The 20,358-nt window shown below is 33.7% G+C and carries 14 protein-coding genes; 13 read left to right on the top strand and 1 reads right to left on the bottom strand.

All coding sequences use genetic code 11. The features are described 5' to 3' along the window. Positions 1 to 75 precede the first annotated feature (75 nt). The 8 genes from ACJBCC_RS05940 to ACJBCC_RS05905 all read left to right on the top strand — a co-directional run bounded on the left by ACJBCC_RS05940 (position 76) and on the right by ACJBCC_RS05905 (position 12,936). Positions 76 to 5,139 (top strand): translocation/assembly module TamB domain-containing protein, encoded by a 5,064-nt coding sequence (locus ACJBCC_RS05940; protein WP_407556660.1) that lies wholly within the window; start codon positions 76 to 78, stop codon positions 5,137 to 5,139. Between the two features lie 2 nt (positions 5,140 to 5,141). Beyond that, complete coding sequence (locus ACJBCC_RS05935) at positions 5,142 to 7,427, top strand: BamA/TamA family outer membrane protein (protein WP_299102055.1); 2,286 nt, start codon at positions 5,142 to 5,144, stop codon at positions 7,425 to 7,427. A 134-nt stretch (positions 7,428 to 7,561) separates the two neighbouring features. Then, complete coding sequence (locus tag ACJBCC_RS05930) at positions 7,562 to 8,035, top strand: nucleoside deaminase (RefSeq protein ID WP_299102057.1); 474 nt, start codon at positions 7,562 to 7,564, stop codon at positions 8,033 to 8,035. A gap of 11 nt (positions 8,036 to 8,046) precedes the next feature. Further along, on the top strand, positions 8,047 to 8,448 hold the full coding sequence (locus tag ACJBCC_RS05925; protein WP_299102059.1) for a hypothetical protein: 402 nt from the start codon (positions 8,047 to 8,049) through the stop codon (positions 8,446 to 8,448). Further along, entirely contained in the window at positions 8,445 to 8,708 is a 264-nt protein-coding gene (locus ACJBCC_RS05920) for a hypothetical protein (protein ID WP_407556659.1), read from the top strand. Before ACJBCC_RS05925 ends, ACJBCC_RS05920 begins: the two co-directional genes overlap by 4 nt. 6 nt (positions 8,709 to 8,714) lie before the next feature. Further along, a complete protein-coding gene (locus ACJBCC_RS05915) occupies positions 8,715 to 10,124 on the top strand; it encodes an FAD binding domain-containing protein (RefSeq protein WP_407556658.1) in 1,410 nt (469 codons plus the stop codon). Beyond that, the gene (locus tag ACJBCC_RS05910; protein WP_299102063.1) at positions 10,117 to 12,441 is read left to right on the top strand and encodes a xanthine dehydrogenase molybdopterin binding subunit; all 2,325 of its coding nucleotides are present in this window, start codon (positions 10,117 to 10,119) and stop codon (positions 12,439 to 12,441) included. Before ACJBCC_RS05915 ends, ACJBCC_RS05910 begins: the two co-directional genes overlap by 8 nt. 105 nt (positions 12,442 to 12,546) lie before the next feature. Further along, a complete protein-coding gene (locus tag ACJBCC_RS05905) occupies positions 12,547 to 12,936 on the top strand; it encodes a hypothetical protein (protein ID WP_299102064.1) in 390 nt (129 codons plus the stop codon). Positions 12,937 to 12,942: 6 nt separating this feature from the next. Here the strand turns inward: ACJBCC_RS05905 and xdhC are convergent, their stop codons facing one another. Continuing rightward, on the bottom strand, positions 12,943 to 13,722 hold the full coding sequence (xdhC, locus tag ACJBCC_RS05900) for a xanthine dehydrogenase accessory protein XdhC (protein ID WP_299102066.1): 780 nt from the start codon (positions 13,720 to 13,722) through the stop codon (positions 12,943 to 12,945). 127 nt (positions 13,723 to 13,849) lie between these two features. Between xdhC and ACJBCC_RS05895 the strand changes: the two genes are divergently transcribed. From ACJBCC_RS05895 to ACJBCC_RS05875, 5 genes are all read left to right on the top strand, one after another. Continuing rightward, complete coding sequence (locus ACJBCC_RS05895; protein WP_407556657.1) at positions 13,850 to 14,746, top strand: alpha/beta hydrolase; 897 nt, start codon at positions 13,850 to 13,852, stop codon at positions 14,744 to 14,746. 86 nt (positions 14,747 to 14,832) lie between these two features. After that, positions 14,833 to 15,168, top strand: coding sequence for an arsenosugar biosynthesis-associated peroxidase-like protein (locus ACJBCC_RS05890; RefSeq protein ID WP_092445017.1), 336 nt, complete (start codon positions 14,833 to 14,835; stop codon positions 15,166 to 15,168). A gap of 81 nt (positions 15,169 to 15,249) precedes the next feature. Then, a complete protein-coding gene (arsS, locus tag ACJBCC_RS05885; RefSeq protein WP_407556656.1) occupies positions 15,250 to 16,311 on the top strand; it encodes an arsenosugar biosynthesis radical SAM (seleno)protein ArsS in 1,062 nt (353 codons plus the stop codon). A gap of 78 nt (positions 16,312 to 16,389) precedes the next feature. Further along, positions 16,390 to 17,070 (top strand): DUF2064 domain-containing protein, encoded by a 681-nt coding sequence (locus tag ACJBCC_RS05880; RefSeq protein WP_407556655.1) that lies wholly within the window; start codon positions 16,390 to 16,392, stop codon positions 17,068 to 17,070. 88 nt (positions 17,071 to 17,158) lie between these two features. Then, complete coding sequence (locus ACJBCC_RS05875) at positions 17,159 to 20,353, top strand: SusC/RagA family TonB-linked outer membrane protein (RefSeq protein ID WP_407556654.1); 3,195 nt, start codon at positions 17,159 to 17,161, stop codon at positions 20,351 to 20,353. The last annotated feature ends 5 nt before the right edge of the window (positions 20,354 to 20,358 follow it).

Raw genomic sequence — 20,358 nt, 5'->3', positions numbered from 1 at the left:
CATTTTACTTCATAAGGGTTAATAACGGTTGCGTTAAGAGTAATAATTCTTAATTTACTAACTTATCTTAGCACCTTGAATAATCCTGAAAACACAGCATCTAATTCTCCAGTAAAACGAAAGTATCGTTGGTTACGCAGAACGCTACGCGTATTGCTTACCATTATTATCTTTTTGGTTTTCGTAATTTTATTTATTAAAAGTTCTTTTGGTCAAAACATTATTGTAAACAAAACAACGAACTATATTTCTAATAAAACAGGGACTAAGGTTGAGATCAAAAAGCTGTTTATCACTTTTGATGGTAATCTTCAACTCAACGGACTTTATCTTGAAGACAAAAAAGGAGATACGTTGGTCTATTCAAAATCGTTAGAAGCCAACATACCAATTTGGCAAATGATAAAAGGTGAAAGTATTGGAGTTGATGCCTTAAATTGGGACGGATTACGTGCAAATATTGTAAGACATGACTCAATAAATGGTTATAATTTTCAATTTCTAATTGATGCATTCGCAACTACAAATACTACAAGCGTCGCTAGCGATAAGGCTTCCACTCCACTCCAACTAGTCATTGGTAATTTAGACTTTAATAATATAGATATTGTTTTTAACGATGCTGTAGCTGGTATAGATTCTAGATTTAAGATTGGCCATTTAATTGCCAATATGAATACTACTAATGTTGAAGACATGATTTTTGATGCATCGACTATAGAAATAAACAACTCCAATATAAAGTTTATTCAAAAGCCTGTAGCCTTAGACACTACATCTTCAAATGTGCCTCTTCCTAAATTTACTTCAGAGCATATTGCTTTAAATAATGTCATAACCTATTACGAATCACAAGCAAACGGAATCATTGCTGATGTCAATATTTCGGAATTTTCAACCAAAGCACCAAATTTAAATTTAGCAGACAATAATTTTAAACTAGACTTAATTTCGCTGAAAAATTCAGAAATTAAAATAACCACTGAAGCACCAATTAAAAATACAGGAGAAGTAGACAAAACAACAAATAACTCAATTTTTATTTGGCCTCAGATTGAGTTGGACATTTCGGCAATAGATTTTGAAAAAAATAAAATCAGTTACAGTGCTGGCAATGCTAAAACAAAAGAAAATGTTCTTAATCCTAATGCTATATCGCTTACCCAATTAACGCTTCAAGCTAAAAACATCTTACTAAAAGATAAAAGTGCCAGCCTAAACTTAGAACAATTTAAGTTTTATGAAGCTTCAGGTTTAAATCTAAAACAATTGGCCGTTAGACTTAAAGCAAACGACCAAAGCTTAGAATTAAATGATTTAAACTTTCAATTAAATAACAATATAGTCAATGGATTTGCTTCATTAAGTTACGAGTCAGTGTCACAGTTAATAGACTCGCCAAATAAGACGAAAGTTAATCTTAATTTGCCAAGTTACCAAGTGTCATTATCAGACATATTTAAATTTCAACCAACGTTAAAGGACAATGCATATTTAAGTACGTTAAGCCAAAAAGAAATCAAAGGTCAACTAAAAGCGTCCGGCACTTTGGCCTCTATAGATTTAAATAAGGCTGAAGTTATTTGGGGAAAATCAACAAAAATAACTACTTCTGGCTCACTTCAAAACATAACAAATACGGATTCTTTATATTTTAATATTCCAAAATTTTCGTTGGTAACAACGCGAACAGATATTGCTAATTTTATAAGTGAAAAGGATTTAGGAATTAATGTTCCAAAAGCTATTGAATTAACTGGCACACTAAATGGTAGCATCACTAATATTGAAACCAAAACAGAACTCATCTCATCTCAAGGCAATATAACTATCGATGCTCGCTTAAAAAACGAAAATATTATTACATATAATGCAGACGTATCAATTGCAGATTACCACATTAATGAATTGTTAAATGATCCGCAATTTGGCACTTTAAGTTTAAACCTAAAATCCGAAGGACGAGGAAACGATATAAATACACTCAATGCTAATCTTGAGGCTACCATTTTAGAATTTCAGCTAAACAATTATGCCATAAAAAACTTAGATCTAAACGGTAAAATTAAAAATGGAACTGGGAATATCATATCCAAATACAAAGATGAAAATCTAAATATTGATTTAGATGCTTTAGTGGTTTTAGACTCAGTTAAACCAGAAGCTAACGTAAATTTAAATGTCATTGGTGCAGATTTACAAGCGCTTGGCTTAATGAAACGTAATATAAAAACTGCCATGCAAATTGAAGCAGATTTTAAAGGTAATGGCGAAAATTATGAAGCTAATGCAAGCATAGACAATGGTGTGGTAGTTTATGACAACAAAAGCTACTTACTTGGTAATGTAGACGCTTTTGCGTTTGTAGATAAGGATACAACATCCGTCACTGTAAGGAATAAAATAATAAATCTAGACTTACAATCTAACGCTAACCCTCAAGCCTTTAGTACAGCGATAAAAAGACATATTTTCAGTTATTTTTACAGAGATGAAGTAGTGTCTGATACCATTTCAAACTACGTAAACTTAAAACTAGAAGGAAAAATATCTGAATCGCCATTAACCAATGAAGTTTTTCTTGTAAACATCAAGGATTTGGACACTGTAAATCTAAGTGTAGATTTTAATGAAAAAGAACGAAAACTTGCAGCCAACATTACAGCTCCTCATATTAATTATAGTGGAAATACATTAGACAGTTTAGCCTTTTCAATGGACACTAATATAGATAATTTTAATTTCAATCTTGGGTTTAAAAATATATCTGCAGGACCATTAGATGTGCCCAAAACCATTATAAAAGGTAGACAATCTAATCATGAATTACATTTAGATTTTTTAGGCTTCCATAACGGAGAAAAACTAATGAATGTGAATACTAACTTATCAGGAAGCCGAGAGCGCTTAGTATTTTCTGTTGATCCAGATAGCTTAATTCTCAATAAGCAAAAATGGACTATTCCTCAAAACAATGAAGTTGTAATAACCGATAAAAATTTAGATTTCAACGCATTCAAAATCACTAAAGACAACCAATCTATAGAGCTTACGGACAAACTAAACAGTATTACAAAAGAACATATTGCAATCACTTTTAAAGACTTTAATATCAATGAGGTTTTTAATTATTTAAGTCCCAATGCAGAATTAGCAACAGGAAATTTACAAGGGAATTTTATCCTAGAAAATCCTTTTACAAAAACCGGAATTATTGCTGATCTTAATATTGAAGAATTCAAAGTATTAAAAACAGACTTAGGCATTCTGAGTATTAATGGAAATTCATTAGGTGAAAACAACTATGCTTTTAACGCAGGCTTAAAAGGTGGCGATATAGATTTTGATCTTGTAGGTGATTACACCGTGAATAATACTGTGGCGAATTTAGACCTTAATTTTGATATTAATGAGTTTAAAATGAAAGCACTAAATACGCTTTCATTGGGAGAAATTAAAGATACTGATGGTAGCTTTTCGGGTAAATTTAAACTCACAGGAACAACTGAAGATCCACAATATACTGGCTCCATAATTTTTAATAACGCTGGTTTTAACGTTGGCAAACTTAATTCTAAGTTCACTATGGCGAATGAAAAACTTAATGTTGATAATAATGGACTATCAATGTCTAATTTCACTATTAAAGATGAAAACAATAATGCACTAGTACTTTCTGGTGAGATTGGCACTGAAAATTTAATTAATCCAACTTTTGATTTAAATGTAGAAGCAAAAGATTTTCAAATACTAAATGCTACAAAAGATGATAATGAAGCCTTTTATGGCAAAGCTACTTTTAATGCTGACGCTAATTTAACTGGCGATTTGCAAATCCCAAAATTAGATGCAAAACTTACTGTAGGTTCTGATACTGATTTCACTTACATTATGCCATCCGCAGTTGCTAGCGTAGAGGAACGCGATGGTGTTGTTGTTTTTGTAAACCGTGAAAATCCTGATGCTATCCTTACACAAACTGAAGAGCAAACAGCCACTATAAAGGGTTTTGATATTTCTACAATGCTTAATATTGGAAAAAACGCTTCGGTAACTGTTGTTATTGATGAAGAAACAGGAGACAATTTTAAGGTGTCTGGTGAAGGCGATTTTATTTTTACAATGAATCCAAATGGTCGCATTACGCTAACCGGAAGTTATGAAATTTCAGATGGACACTATGAATTAAATCTCTATAATTTGGTAAACAAAAAATTTCTAATAGCAAACGGAAGTAAAATAACATGGTCTGGCGATCCCTTTGACGCTCAACTAAATGTACAAGCAATTTACAACATAGAAACATCTGCTTTAGGGCTGATGGCTTCTCAACTTTCAAATGCAACTTCTACTGTAAAAAACAAGTACAAACAAGTATTACCTTTTAATGTATACCTTAATATTGATGGAGAATTACTTCAACCTAAGATTGCATTTAATTTAGACATGCCGGAGGACGACCAAGGCGCTATTGGAGGACAAGTTTACGGACGAGTACAACAGATTAACCAGCAAGAAGGAGAACTTAATCGTCAAGTGTTTTCTTTATTAGTTCTTAATCGTTTCTATCCAGATTCTGGTAGTGATGGAAGTAGTGGTGGTTTTGCAACCATAGCACGCGATAATTTAAACGATGCTGTTTCAGATCAATTAAACACCTTTTCTAATAAGTTATTAGGCAACTCAGGTGTAGAACTTGATTTTGGCCTCAATAGTTACACCGATTACCAAGGTGATTCACCAACAGACAGAACACAGCTAGATATTGCTGCACAAAAAAAATTATTTAATGATAGATTAACTGTTAGAGTTGGTAGTGAAGTGGACATACAAGGTAGTAGCAGTACAGATGGAGCAACACCTTTAATTGGTAATGTAAGTTTAGAATATACATTAACTGAAGATGGAAGATATATTTTAAAAGGGTTTAGAAAAAGTGAGTTTGAGAACGTAATTGATGGTCAAACCATTGTAAGTGGAATTGCCTTGATATTTACTAAAGAGTTTAACCAATTTAGCGAACTTTGGCAAGCAATGCTTCAAGCTAAAAAAGAACGAAAAGAACAACGCGAAGCTGACGAAAAACTTGAATTAAAACAAGAAGAAACAGATCGAAGTATCGAAAACAAAAAGAATTAGACTTGAATAGATTTTTAAAACATATTATTCTAACAATCCTGGTTATAACAACACTATTCTCGTGTAGTATAAAAAAATATATACCCGAAGGTGAAAGATTATACTCTGGTGCAAACGTTGAAATAAAATCAGATTCTTCTGTTGTCATTTCTAAAAACTTAAAACCAGAACTTGCAACTGTTGTTAGACCTCAACCCAACTCAAAGTTTTTGGGCATGTATCTGGGTTTGTATTATCATTATAAAGCACAAAATAAAAATCCAGGATTCATAAATAGATGGCTAAATAAAAAAATAGGCGAAGAACCGGTATATCAATCTGATGTTAAACCCTTTGAAGTTGAAGAAATATTACGAAATAGGCTAGAAAACAAAGGTTATTTCTACAGTTCATCATCTTCTTCTTTTGAAGAAGATGAATTAGAAGCGTCTGTGACCTACAAGATTAATATTAAAAAAGCGTATCGATTAGCAAGTTTTAAAATTGATTCAATGCCAACACCTTTGTACAGCGATGTACAAAACATAGTGAGTAATTCTCCTTTTAAAAAAGACACACGTTTTGATTTAACATACATGAAATTAGAACGACAGCGCTTAGATTCAGAATTAAAGAAAAGAGGGTATTACAATATGAATTCTGATTTTTTCATTTTTGAAGCAGACACCAATCAGTATGACAATAAGCGCTATAATTTATTTTTAAAACTCAAAGCTGAAGTTCCTAAAAAATCAAAAATACCTTACAAAATAAATAGAATTAACATCTATCCAAATTACGACTTACAAGATTCTACACATTCTAAAATGGAGCGATTTAATGATAAAAACTACTATCAAGATTCGCTATTTATAAAACCAAAATATTTAGACAAATACATTACACTAAAAGAAGGCGAATATTATAATCCCAAAACCTCAAAGAATACAGCCAGACGCTTATCTACGTTAGGAAGTTACAAATACGTGAATATTCAATATAAAGAAATTGATTCTTTACAAACCGATAGTTTAGGCATGCTAGAAGCTAATATTTTTCTATCACCTTTAACCAAACGCGCTATAAGAGCAGAACTACAAGCCGTTACAAAATCTAATAATTTTACAGGCCCTAATCTCGCTCTAACATACAGTAATAGAAATTTATTTAAAGGCGGAGAAGTTTTAAACATTAGTGGTAATGTTGGTTACGAAGTACAATTTGCTAGTGGAGACAATTCAAATTTAAGTAGTGTAGAGTTAGGATTAAAAGCCGAAGTCATATTTCCTAGAGTACTTTTTCCTTGGAAATTCAACGAAAACTTCTTTGAATATTCTATACCAATTACAAAAACGAGTTTAGGTGTAAATTACCTAAGTAGGAGCCAATTATACACCTTAATTTCTGGAAGTGCTCTTTTTGGTTACTCATGGAATGCTAATCGTTATATAACTTATCAGTTTAATCCTATTTCAGTGAATTATACAGAACTCACAAAAACCTCAGCGGAATTTGAAGCCATTTTAGATGAAAACCCATTTCTACAACAAAGCTTCGATCAGCAGTTTATTCCTGGCATGACCTTTTCTTTTACTTACAATGGGATGGTAGATTCAAATAAAACTAACCAATTTTTTGCCAATGCCACATTAGATATCGCAGGTAACTCCGTAAGTCTTTTTGATAAGGAAACTGAGCAAAATGAGCCTAATACATTTCTTGGCTTACAGTACGCACAATATGCAAAAACCGATATTGAAATAAGATACCATTACAATTTTGGTAAAAACAAATCACATACACTCGCTACCAGATTATTTGCTGGTTATGGTTTGCCTTACGGAAACTCTGAGATCATTCCATATGTAAAACAATATTTTTCTGGTGGACCTTATAGTGTTAGAGCCTTCAGAATTCGATCTCTAGGACCAGGAACATATAACTCAGAAAATGACGAAAACAGTGACAATACCTATTTTGATCAAACAGGAAACATACGATTAGAGGCAAATGCAGAATATCGTTTTCCATTGTTTTCATTTTTTAAAGGTGCTATTTTTGCAGATGCAGGTAATGTTTGGAACTCAAAAGCAAATCCTACATTTGATGGTGAAGACAAGTTTACCTCCAATTTTATAAATGAATTGGGAATGGGAGCAGGTTTTGGTTTACACATCGATGTGCAAGGTTTTGTAATTAGGTTTGATTTAGCTGCACCATTTCATGATCCGACAGAGAACGAAGGAAATCGTTTAGATTTTAAAATAGACGAACCTATTCTTAATTTTGCCATTGGCTATTCGTTTTAAGACAAAGTGAAGTTAATCTTGGTTCTTGGTTCTTGGTTCTTGGTTCTTAAAATTATTCAGTCGCCATTCTATTCTCAAAAATTTAATACCTTTAGTAAAACATAAATTTTCAAAAATTAGACCCACAATATTATATGACAGATAAAAAACAATTCATGCATGAAGCTGTAAGGGCTGCCTTAAAAGGAATGAACAACAATGAAGGAGGACCATTTGGTTGCGTCGTAGTAAAAGACGGAAAAATTGTAGGACGAGGTAACAACAAAGTAACCTCAACCAACGATCCAACAGCACATGCCGAAGTTACAGCCATTAGAGATGCTTGTAAAAATTTAGATTCGTTTCAATTAAACGGTTGCGAAATTTACACCTCTTGTGAACCTTGTCCAATGTGTTTAGGTGCTATTTATTGGGCGAGACCAGACAAAGTATATTACGGAAGCAACCAAGTCGATGCTGCAAATATTGGCTTTGATGACGAGTTTATTTATAAAGAAATTCCATTACCCTACGAGAAAAGAAGCATTCCTTTTGAGCAACTAGCCAGAGACATTGCTTTAGAACCGTTTCAAGAATGGAGTAAGAAAGCGGATAAGACTGAGTATTAGTTTTAAATAATTTGAAAAATATTTATCTTTTAACAATTGCGGTCATTTTTACAACTGCTTCTTGTAAATCTAACCCAAAATATTCAGAGTATGATGAGTCTGATTTTTATGAGGTGCAAGGAGTCATAACTTCTGCAGTCCAAAATGACAATTCATTTGATAATTCAATAGTTAAGAATATTAGTTATTCTTATTTTTTAGATCGTGAAAATCCTAAAAAGGGAATTGAAAAGAATTTGGAAATATTTGAAGCAAAAAAAGGATATCCTTTAATAGTACTTGTCCATAAAGATAACGAAGACATAAGCTTTTATGGCAGAGTTGGCATTCTTGATAGTATTAATGAAAATGAAAGGGCATTTTTAAGAAAACATATTAACCATGAAATCAAAAAATTGAATTTAAGAAAATGAAAGCCATCATCATTAATAACAAAATCAACTTCTTTTTAATGATTTTTTCAATTCTTCTCTTGTTGAAATTTTGGATTGGCATATTTTCTCATGATGAATTTAAAGGTCATCATCTTTTCATAAAACATAGACCTATTTGGAAAACATATTTTTATTCGCCTCGTGGCATGAGTGATTTAAAATTATCAGAAATGTCAAAAGAAAAAAAGCATGAACAGACATTATTTAATGAGTTCATAATACGTAATCAAAATTTATAATTAAAATTGATAACCTTCATCCTAAACAATAAAACAATAACCACTTCAGAGAATTCTGGAATGACCTTATTAGATTTCGTACGTTACCAACAACGTCTCACAGGCACCAAAATTGGTTGCCGCGAAGGCGATTGTGGTGCTTGCACATTACTAGTTGGCACATTAGAAAACAATACTATAGAATACAAAAGCATAACCTCTTGTATTTCGCCATTAGGAAATGCACATGGTAAACACGTTGTAACAGTTGAAGGCACAAATCTAACAGATAAATTAACCACTGCACAAGAAGCGATGAAATCAAATTATGCCACACAATGCGGCTTTTGCACACCTGGTTTTGTAGTAGCGCTCACTGGTTTTGCATTGTCAAATTCAGAAAACAATTACTCTAATGCTTTAGATGCTATTAGTGGAAACATTTGTAGATGTACAGGTTACAAGTCTATCGAAAAAGCAGCACATCAAGTTGTTGAAAAATTAGAACATAAAGGAAAGCAATCGATTGATTGGTTAATTAAAAACGAATTTATTCCTGAGTATTTTAAAACTATTCCAAAACGTTTAAAAGATTTAGAAGCACAAGATTTAAACCAATCAAAAGGAAAATTTGTTTCTGGCGGAACGGATTTATATGTACAACAAGCAGACCTTTTAATTGATAATAAGGTTCATCTAATTGCCGAAAAAGACTATCTAAAAGGCATCGCGATTGAAAACGGAGTTTGTACCATTGGAACAAACTCAACCGTTTCCGATTTATGGAATCATACCGAATTGAACCACTATTTTCCAAATTTAAAAAAGCATCTTAAACTAGTCTCTTCAGAGCAAATTAGAAACATGGCTTCCTTTGGTGGTAACTTGGTTAATGCTTCGCCAATTGGAGATATGACTATTTTCTTTTTAGCCTTAAATAGTACTATTACTATTTCAGATGAGAATAATAAAGAACGTAAAATTTCGCTAAAAGATTTTTATCAAGCTTACAAAACTTACGACTTACAGGAAGGCGAACTTATTAAAAATATCAGTTTCAAATTACCAACAAAAACAACATTCTTTAATTTTGAAAAAGTTTGTAAACGAACCCATTTAGATATTGCAAGTGTTAATTCTTCAATTCATATTACTATAGAAAAAGATGTCATTTTAGAAGCACATATTGCTATTGGAGGAGTTGCTGCAATTCCTAAATACTTGCACAAAGCATCGGCTTTTTTAACAGGAAAATCATTAACATCAGCAACTATTTTAGAAACTAACGCCATGCTTCAAAATGAAATTAGTCCAATTAGTGATGTTCGAGGTACAAGTGATTATAAACGCTTATTAGCAAGACAATTATTCTTTGCGCATTTCACGACCTTATTTTCAGAGCAATTCACATTAAACGATTTTATTCAACATGCATAAAAACACAGATAATAAAATCCTAGATTCAAAATTAGATGCTGTTTCAAAGTCTCTAAAAAAGAGTATTAAAAACCTCGATTCTTATACACATGTTCGTGGAGAATCTTTGTACGTGGACGATGTAAATATTAGGCAAGGTACTTTTCACGCTGTGGTTTTTGATTCGCCAAAAGCACACGGAAAAATTAAAAGCATCGATTATTCTCAAGCCGAAGCCTTACAAGGTGTAGAACGAATTTTTACATATAAAGATGTTCCTGGCAAAAACGAAATTGGCGGAATTATTCCTGATGAACCGTTATTCGCAGAACACGAAGTCCATTTTTGGGGCATGCCAATTGCACTAATCGTAGCAGAATCTGAATTTATTGCGAGAAAAGCTAGAGATTTAATAACAATAGATATTGAAGAACTTCCTGTAATTACAACGGCAAAAGAAGCGAAAGCAAAAGGCAGTTTTATCAATGCACCACGTTCTTTTAGTCTAGGAGATACTGATAAAGCATTTGCAGATTGCGATTATATTTTTGAAGGCGAAACGTTCTCAAACGGGCAAGAACATTTATATATTGAAGCGCAAGGTGCGTATGCAGAACCTTTAGAAAATGGCAATATAAAAATCACGTCTTCTACACAAGGTCCTACTGCTGTGCAAAAAACAGTGGCTCAAGTTTTGGGTGTTGCCATGCATAAAATTGAAGTTGATGTCACACGACTTGGTGGTGGATTTGGTGGTAAAGAAGACCAAGCAACACCTTGGGCTGTAATGGCTGCATTAGCAACCTATCATTTAAACCAATCGGTAAAATTGATACTGAATCGTCACGATGACTTACGTATGACGGGAAAACGTCATCCATACGAAAGCACTTATAAAATTGGCTTAACCAAAGACTTAAAAATCTTAGCGTATCAATCTGAATTTTTACAAAATTCTGGTGCTGCAGCAGATTTATCGCCAGCCATTGCAGAACGAACTTTGTTTCACGCTACCAACAGTTATTACGCACCAAACGTAACTACAAAAGTATTAAGTTGTAAAACCAACTTACCACCAAATACAGCTTTTAGAGGTTTTGGCGGACCACAAGGTATGTTTGTTATTGAATCTGCTATTGCAAAAGCAGCTCATAAAATTGGTGTGAGTCCGAGAGAGATTCAAGAAGCTAACTTACTAGATGAAAACGACACCTTTTCTTATGGTCAAATTGCTAAAAAAGTAGAAGCAAAAAACACATGGCATTCAGCAAAACAATTATTTGATATTGAAACTTTAGAACAAGAGGTTTCAGATTTCAATAAAAAAAATACTGCATTCAAAAAAGGACTATCGTTTATGCCAATTACATTTGGTATTTCCTTTACCAATACACCAATGAATCACGCACGTGCTTTGGTTCATATTTATTTAGATGGAAGTATTGGTATTAGCACAGCTGCTGTAGAAATGGGACAAGGTGTAAATACCAAGATGATGCAAATTGCAGCTGATGTTTTCTCTGTTTCAATAGAACATATTAAAATTGAAACCACTAATACAACTAGAGTTGCAAACACCTCGCCTTCTGCTGCGAGTTCTACTGCGGATTTAAACGGAAAAGCAACTTTAATGGCATGTAATGCTTTACTAGATCGACTAAAAAATGTGGCAGCCACACATTTAAAAGTGCGACCAGAAGCCATTGTGTTAAAAGATGAATTCGTTTATATAAATAACGACAAAACAGAAGTTGAATGGAAACATCTGATAAGTATGGCGATGCTAGAGCGTGTCGCATTAACCGAAAATGCACATTACGCCACACCAGAAATTCACTTTGACAAAACCAAAGAAAAAGGACATCCATTCGCTTATCATGTATACGGAACAGCGATTACAACAACAACTATAGATTGTACGCGTGGAACTTATGAATTTGACGCTGTGAAAATCGTTCACGATTATGGAAAAAGTATGAGTGAAGGTATTGATTTAGGTCAGGTTGAAGGTGCACTAATCCAAGGCATTGGTTGGATGACCATGGAAGAAATTGCCTATAATGAAGATGGACGTTTATTATCAAATGCTTTGTCTACTTACAAAGTTCCTGATATTTTTTCCGTACCAAAAACAGTTGAAGTAATTCCTGTTGAAACGGAAGGAAACGACATGGCTATTTTAAAATCGAAAGCCGTTGGCGAACCACCTTTAATGTATGGCATTGGTGCTTATTTTGCGCTTCAGAATGCCATTACAGCTTTTAATCCAAAATACGATTTAGAGTTTCATGCGCCAATGACACCTGAGAAGGTTTTGATGGCATTATATAAAAAATAAATTCTTATCGCACTACACTACAAAAAATCGAACATTACAAAAGGCGCACTAATCTACAGTGCTGGCGACACTATCGCTGCACTTCTGTTAGATGAATTTTCTTGGATGCGCTTATTAGGAATGGTATTGGTTGGTGCTAGTTTTTACGCTTTTGAAATCCCAAATTATTTTGATTGGATTGTAAAAAAGACACATTTCTTAAAAGGAATAAAAGCAACTTTAACCAAAACGGGTTTAGCTATTGCCTATTTCAATCCGCTTTGGATTGCAAGGCATTTACTCTTTATTAAATTATTTTCAGGTCAGTTTGAAGCTATTGGCTTCAACCTCTTAGATATTGCCTTTTGGTCTTTTCTAGTCAATATTCCAATTTCATTTATAGCTAATTATTTAATTCAAAATCGCTTTAAACTAAAGTGGAGGTTTTTAGGAAGCGCCATATTTTCAGCACTAATGGCAATATATTATGCTTTAAGCGAAACCATTTTCAGCTAGAACACTTTATTCGTTTTTAGTGTAATAATGCACTTGTATTAGTTGAGCAACGACACTAATAGCAATTTCCTTTGGTGTATTTCCGCCAATATCTAAACCAATTGGACAAACTACATTACTCATACCTTCTTCAATATTTAGATCGTTAATAAGCATATTATTAAAGCGCACTTTTTTCGTTTTGCTACCAATTAAACCCAAAAATTTTGTTTCGTTTTGTAAAGCCATAGCTATAATATCAAAGTCTATTGCATGGTTATGAGTTAACACTAAAACATAACAATTATTGCCCCATTTTACAACATCCTTAAAGGTTTTAAAATCAGTTTCAGAGGTTTGATGCGTCTTAATAGTTTTATCTAAATCGAGACTAGACAACCAACTATCTCGAGAATCTAATAAATTAACTTGAAAAGGTGTATCCACTAATAATTTTGCAATTTCAACACCTATATGGCCTGCTCCAAACAAAAATAATTCTGGCGATTGATTCATGGGTTCTATTATAAATTCTACTTTTCCTCCGCAACATTGTTCAAACTCTGGACCTAAAGTATATGTTGATTCAATAATTCTATTTTCATTCAAGGCAACAATAGCTTCTTCTATGGCCAAAAATTCTAATTTCCCACCACCAATTGTTCCATAAGTTTTTTTATCACTGGTCATTATCAATCGAGAACCAACAGTACATGGTGTAGAACCTAAACATTTTGTAACGGTCACTAACGCAACAGGAATTTGCTTTTGTTTAAATTCGGCTAAAAGAGTAATCCAATTTTGCATCTACAAGGTTAAAAGAAAATTAAAAGTAATACTTTTTGAGTTTGACATATATGAAATTGAACACAATTGCATCCTTTAAACGTAGATCCTCATACCATTTTATTTTTTTTGACCTAAATTTGGTTTTATGAAACACCTCTTCATCGTCATCTTTATTTTTTCCTATGTCTTTAGCTCTGCGCAAAACGTACAAACCTACACGTATGCTGTCAAAGGTTTAGACACACTTAAAATGGACGTTTATAAGCCAGAAAACATAAAAGAAACAGACAGTTTACCTGTTGTAGTTTGGATGCATGGTGGTGGATTTTCTGGTGGAAGTCGCGCTGGTACAGACGAAACAAACATTGCTAATTTTGCCACTTCAAAAAACTACATTGGTATTTCCATTTCTTATCGTCTATTAAGAAAAGGTATCAAAACGGGATTTGGCTGTAAATGCTCTAAAGAAGACAAACTCTTTACCTTTAATCAAGGTGTCCTCGATTTTTTAGATGCCACCCAATTTATATATGATAATAGTGACACTCTACAAGTAGATACTAGTAAAATAATTGCAGCAGGAAGCAGCGCAGGTGCAGAAATTATTCTACATACTGTTTTTATGAAACGATTTTTCTTGTCTAACGATACGGCTTATGATTCCATTAAATATGCTGCAGCTATTTCTTTTTCTGGTGCCATTTTAAATAGTGAAGATATTATAACTACTAATGCTATACCTACTGTACTTTTCCATGGCACAAACGATACCACAGTACCTTTTAGTACAGCACCACATCACAATTGCCAACCCAATAAAGTGGGTTATATGATGCTAGATGGACCTAACACTATTGTAAAAAAACTTGAAGAATTAGAAACGCCATATTATTTCAATATTGTAAAAGGAGGTGCTCATGAAGTCGCTTCGGTTAACAGTAATGATTTAGATGATATTTTCTACTTTTTAGATAAAACTGTAAGAAAAAATGATGTTCTTCAAATCACTGAATATTCCTTACCACAACTAACAAAATACTAATCGATAAAATTAATTTCAAATTTTGTTATGTCTTTGAAATCATTTCGACAAAACAATTTTTGATTCAAATCTTAAAAAAACACTATATGTCTAAACCATATTACGACGCTGCAGATTTACGCAAATTTGGAAAAATTACAGAATGGAGTGAAGAACTTGGCAACAAATTCTTTGACTATTACGGAAAAGTTTTTGAAGAAGGCGCGCTTACTGCTCGTGAAAAATCATTGATTGCTTTAGCTGTAGCGCATACAGAACAATGTCCTTATTGCATTGATGCGTACACTAAAGATTCACTTCAAAGAGGTGTAACCAAAGAAGAAATGATGGAAGCCATACATGTTGGTGCTGCTATCAAAAGTGGTGCAACCTTAGTACATGGTGTACAAATGATGAATAAAGTAAATAAATTAGATGGGTAAAAAAAGCCCCTTTTAATTTCCCCAAAAGGGAAAAACTAGCACTTGATTAATTAGCAAGCTTACAAAACCCGAAATAGATTAATGGCGACAGCAACAAAATCACTAAAAAAGCAAGGAAGCGATTTAGCACAAAGCAACAAACAATTAGAAATACTTTCTAATGGTATTTTTCAAAATGGAGAATTACCAACGTTTAAAGCTAAGATTTCTGAAACGAGTCAATTTCCTTTAAAAGCAAAAAAACTTGAAATTCTACAAATCAATGTGGGTTACATGTGCAACCAAGTGTGCGACCATTGTCACGTTGATGCTGGTCCAGACCGAAAGGAAATAATGACCAGAGACACCATGAGACAATGTCTTGAGGTGATTAAAAACACAGGCGCACACACTTTAGATTTAACTGGAGGCGCACCAGAAATGAATCCAGATTTTAGGTGGTTTGTAGAAGAAGCTGCTAAAGCCGGAATTAAAGATTTTATAGTGCGTTCTAACCTTACCATCATTAGAGCCAATAAAAAATATTACGATTTACCTGAGTTTTTTAAAAAACACAACGTACACGTGGTAAGTTCTATGCCACACTGGACACGTGGAAAAACGGACAAACAAAGAGGCGATGGTGTTTTTGATAAGTCAATAAAAGCCTTGCAAGAATTAAATGCCGTTGGTTACGGCATGCCAGGAAGTGATTTACGTCTCGATTTAGTGTACAATCCATCTGGCGCATTTTTACCAGGAGACCAAGCTTCTATGGAAAAGGATTTTAAAAAGGCATTAATGGAAGATTTTGGTATTGAATTTCACAATTTATTTGCCATTACCAATTTACCAATCGCTCGATTTTTAGATTTCCTTATTGCTTCAGAAAATTATGAAGACTATATGTATTCGCTGGTAGAAGCTTATAATCCTGCTGCCGTAGAAAATGTAATGTGTACCAACACCATTTCTATCAGTTGGGATGGATATTTATTTGATTGTGATTTTAACCAAATGTTAGAATTACCAGTAAATAGTAAGTCTAAGCATATTTCAGATTTTAATGAAGAATTATTAGAAGGACGAAATATCGTAATTTCACAACATTGTTACGGTTGTACTGCTGGTGCAGGAAGCAGCTGTCAAGGTGTTGTCGCTTAACCCAATTCCGGCGAAAGCAGGAATCTAGAAAATAAAAGAATCTAAAATATAAGATTCCTGCTGTCGTAGGAATAAAAGATGACCAACCAAACCGCCATATTAATCTTTGCAAATTCTGCAGAAAAAGAATTGATGTCTACATCAAGTTCTTCTGCTGATTTTTTTGAATTGCTTGATACGGAAACGGTAAAAACGGTTAAAAAAACAGGTTTACCTTATTTTCATTATTCTGAAAAGGAACAAACAGGACAGACTTTTGGCGAGCGTTTTACAAATGCTATTGCTACAATTTACAATAAAGGATTCAACCAAGTTATTACACTTGGCAATGATATACCTCATCTTACCGCTAATCACATTTTAAAAGCCAAAGACCAACTAAATCATTCCGATGTCGTTTTAGGACCTTCTACGGATGGTGGTTTTTATTTAATGGGTTTCAAGAAAACGCATTTTAATACAACCAAAATTCAAAATCTTCCTTGGCAAACTAAACAGCTTCGTCATTGTTTAAATTCTGAATTACAGCAGCAACATATAAAAACGGCTTATCTTGAAACCTTATCTGATATCGATGATGCTTCTGATTTTGAACTCATTTTAGAAAGTTTCAAACCCTTAGATTTTAAGATAAAAAAACTACTCTTAAAACTTCGGAAGGCCACTCAAGCATACTCTAGTTTAACTGCAGTTTTTCATGGTAGAACCGTTTTTAAAAAACACTATAACAAAGGCTCGCCTATTTTACTTCATATTTAAAACGGGAATTTAAATTACAGAATTTCCCACGATTTTTTCATCCAAACCAAAACATCTCAAAAAAATCGCCACGTTTTGTGGTCTTAATATGAAGCACATTTACACAGGCTTACTGCTATGCTTATGCTTTTTCAGTAATGCTCAAATTACAATTACCGGAACCGTCACAGATGCCGTTTCTACAACACCTTTACCGTTTGTAAATATTACATCAAACACAGGTTTAGGCACTACAACAAATGACGATGGTACTTATAGTATTGTGGTGTCGTCTACGGCAGATACACTTACATTTTCGTTTTTAGGTTTTAAGTCTCAAACTATTGTGATTGGCGACCAAACCCTAATTAATATCGCTTTAGAAGAAGATTCTGCGGCTTTAGACGAAGTGGTTATCACAGCTTTAGGTTTAGAACGCGATACCAAAGAATTGGGTTATGCGGTACAAGCCATTTCTTCAAAGAATTTAAACGAAGTAAAAACCATCAATTTTTTAGACAACTTACAAGGTAAATTAGCTGGTGTAACCGTTACACAAGGTGCAACAGGTGTTGGGTCGTCTTCTAAAATTACCATTAGAGGCGAAGCATCTTTTTCTAATAACAATCCATTATTTGTGGTAGATGGTGTACCGATTAACAACGAAACGGTTTTTAATTTTACGAATGAAGCTGCTGCTGGATTTCAAGAAATTGATTTTGGAAATGGTGGCATGGAAGTAAATCCGGATGATATTGCGTCTGTTACCGTTTTAAAAGGCCCAAGTGCTGCTGCTTTGTATGGCACAAGAGCTTCTAATGGTGTTATAGTTATCGACACCAAAAATGGCAGTAACAAAAGAGGCTTAGGCATTAGTATTAACACATCATTATTTGTGGATTCGGCGTTTAGATTACCAGATTTTCAAAATTCTTATGGTCAGGGAAATTCTGGTCAGTTTGAATATGTAGATGGTCTTGGTGGTGGTATCAATGATAATATTACCTATTCTTGGGGACCGCGTTTAGATACTGGTTTACTTATTCCGCAATTTGATAGTCCTGTGCAGTTAGCAAACGGTTCTTTTGTAAGAGGTGGCGACACTGCACTTTATAACGGCTTAGATATTACTGCGACGCCTTTTGTGTCTCATCCAGATAACCTAAAAGATTTCTATCAAACTGGTACCACAACCATTAATAATATTTCAGTGTCTAATGGATTTGATACCGGAAACTACCGATTATCATTTACTGATTTAAGAAGTGAATCTATAATTCCTGGTGTTAATTTAGATAGACAAACCATTGCTGCTAAATTAAATTTTAATCCAAGTAAAAAGACTGAAATCAATGCTTCTATTAGTTATATAAATTCTAGTAGCGACAACAGACCTTCTAATGGTTACGGCAGTGAAAATGCCAATTATTCACTGGTGGCTTGGGGACCACGTTCTTTAAATATTGAAAATTTAAAGGATTATTGGCAACCTGGTTTAGAAGGCACACAACAATATTCGTTTAATTATACCTTTTTTGATAATCCGTATTTCATATTAAACGAAAACACCAATTCATTTAATCGCGACCGCATTTTTGGTAACATTTCAATAACACAAGAATTAGCCAAAAACTTAAGCATTTCCTTAAGAACGGGAATGGATTACAGCACAGAAAAGCGTCAATTAAGACGTGCTTACAGTAGTAATCGTTTTAGCAATGGTGCTTATGCAGAGCACGATGTAACCTTTAGAGAGGTAAATACTGATTTTTTAATCAATTATAACAATCAATTTAATGACTTTTCGGTGGATGTATTTTTAGGTGGCAATAGACTCAACCAAAACGCAACCACAAATCAATCGCAAACCGTGAGTTTAGCGCAACCAGGAATTTACAATCTCAACAATGCAGCTTCGCCCATTGAAACGTTTCAGTTTGAAAGTGAAAAACGCATCAATTCATTTTATGGTATTACTAAATTCGGTTATAAAGACTTTTTATTTTTAGATATTACTGGTAGAAACGATTGGTCTAGTGCATTAGCAACACCATTTTCGGTAGATGGCACATCGTTCTTCTACCCTTCAGTATCTTCAAGTTTTATTCTCTCTAACGTTACGGAATTACCAAGTATATTTTCTTTTGCGAAGTTAAGAGCTAGTGTGGCGCAAGTAGGAAATGATACCAGTGCGTACCAAACCTCTGGTGCTTTTGTATCGCAAACGCCTTACAATAGTGAGCCAACGTTTAGCAACCAAGATTTTATTCCTAATTCTAATTTAAAACCAGAACGAACCACCTCTTATGAATTTGGTACCGATTTACGTTTTTTAGATAATAAATTACGATTAGATTTTACGTATTATAATGCCAATACCGAAGACCAAATCATTTCTTTACCTGTTGCTATTTCTTCAGGTTACAGTCAGCAAGTGGTTAATGGCGGAAAAGTGAATACACAAGGTGTAGAAATCATTTTAGGCATTACACCAATACAAACGGATAATTTTAATTGGAATACCACTTGCAATTTTGCCACAAACCGTTCCGTTATTAAAGATTTACCACAATCTGATGGACGATTAACACTCGCATACAGCAGAATTTACGATAGTGCTAACCAAACCGTTTGGTTTCAAGTTGAAGAAGGTGGACGCGTGGGCGATTTTTACGGCACAGGCTATCAGAAAAACGAAAATGGACAATTTTTAATTGATGATAACGGCAATTACATTGCTGATGACAATTTGAAAAAACTAGGAAATTACAATCCAGATTTCACATTAGGTTGGCGCAATAATTTCAACTACAAAAATTGGAACCTAAGCTTTTTATTCGATTGGCGACAAGGTGGAGAAATCGTTTCTAGAACACGCGCTTTAGGAAATGTTGGTGGACAATTAGCCGAAACCAGTTACAGACCAGACGATGGTATTATAGCGCAAGGTGTAAATGTTAATACTGGTGCCGCAAATACGGTTGCCATTACTGCAGAAAGTTATTACAGACAGTTTTACGATAGAAACCATGAAGAAAACAATGTTTACGATGCGTCATTTTTAAAACTGCGTCAATGTGCCATTGGTTACACCTTTAATTTTAAAGATGGCTTTTTAGGCTTAAAAGAAGGTGCAGATTTAAACCTGTCTTTGGTAGGAAATAATTTATTCGCCATTACTGAAAATCCACATTTTGACCCAGAACAATTAGCCGTACAAGGCAACGGATTTGTAAGTGGTGTTGAAGATATGAGTTATGCCACAACACGAAGCATTGGTTTTAAAGCCGGATTTAATTTCTAAAATAG

The sequence above is a fragment of the Winogradskyella sp. 4-2091 genome (assembly GCF_045765065.1).
Taxonomy (GTDB): domain Bacteria; phylum Bacteroidota; class Bacteroidia; order Flavobacteriales; family Flavobacteriaceae; genus Winogradskyella.
The sequence above is the reverse complement of the archived record's forward strand: the minus strand, read 5'-3'. Positions and strand labels throughout refer to the sequence as shown.

What these genes read in the sequence shown, in the direction of transcription:
- ACJBCC_RS05890 (WP_092445017.1), top strand. Translation starts at nt 14,833, where the DNA reads ATGTCTAAACCATATTACGACGCTGCAGATTTACGCAAATTTGGAAAA.
- ACJBCC_RS05930 (WP_299102057.1), top strand. Translation starts at nt 7,562, where the DNA reads ATGACAGATAAAAAACAATTCATGCATGAAGCTGTAAGGGCTGCCTTA.
- ACJBCC_RS05905 (WP_299102064.1), top strand. Translation starts at nt 12,547, where the DNA reads ATGCGCTTATTAGGAATGGTATTGGTTGGTGCTAGTTTTTACGCTTTT.
- ACJBCC_RS05875 (WP_407556654.1), top strand. Translation starts at nt 17,159, where the DNA reads ATGAAGCACATTTACACAGGCTTACTGCTATGCTTATGCTTTTTCAGT.
- ACJBCC_RS05895 (WP_407556657.1), top strand. Translation starts at nt 13,850, where the DNA reads ATGAAACACCTCTTCATCGTCATCTTTATTTTTTCCTATGTCTTTAGC.
- ACJBCC_RS05910 (WP_299102063.1), top strand. Translation starts at nt 10,117, where the DNA reads ATGCATAAAAACACAGATAATAAAATCCTAGATTCAAAATTAGATGCT.
- ACJBCC_RS05880 (WP_407556655.1), top strand. Translation starts at nt 16,390, where the DNA reads ATGACCAACCAAACCGCCATATTAATCTTTGCAAATTCTGCAGAAAAA.
- xdhC (WP_299102066.1), bottom strand. Translation starts at nt 13,722, where the DNA reads ATGCAAAATTGGATTACTCTTTTAGCCGAATTTAAACAAAAGCAAATT.
- ACJBCC_RS05920 (WP_407556659.1), top strand. Translation starts at nt 8,445, where the DNA reads ATGAAAGCCATCATCATTAATAACAAAATCAACTTCTTTTTAATGATT.
- arsS (WP_407556656.1), top strand. Translation starts at nt 15,250, where the DNA reads ATGGCGACAGCAACAAAATCACTAAAAAAGCAAGGAAGCGATTTAGCA.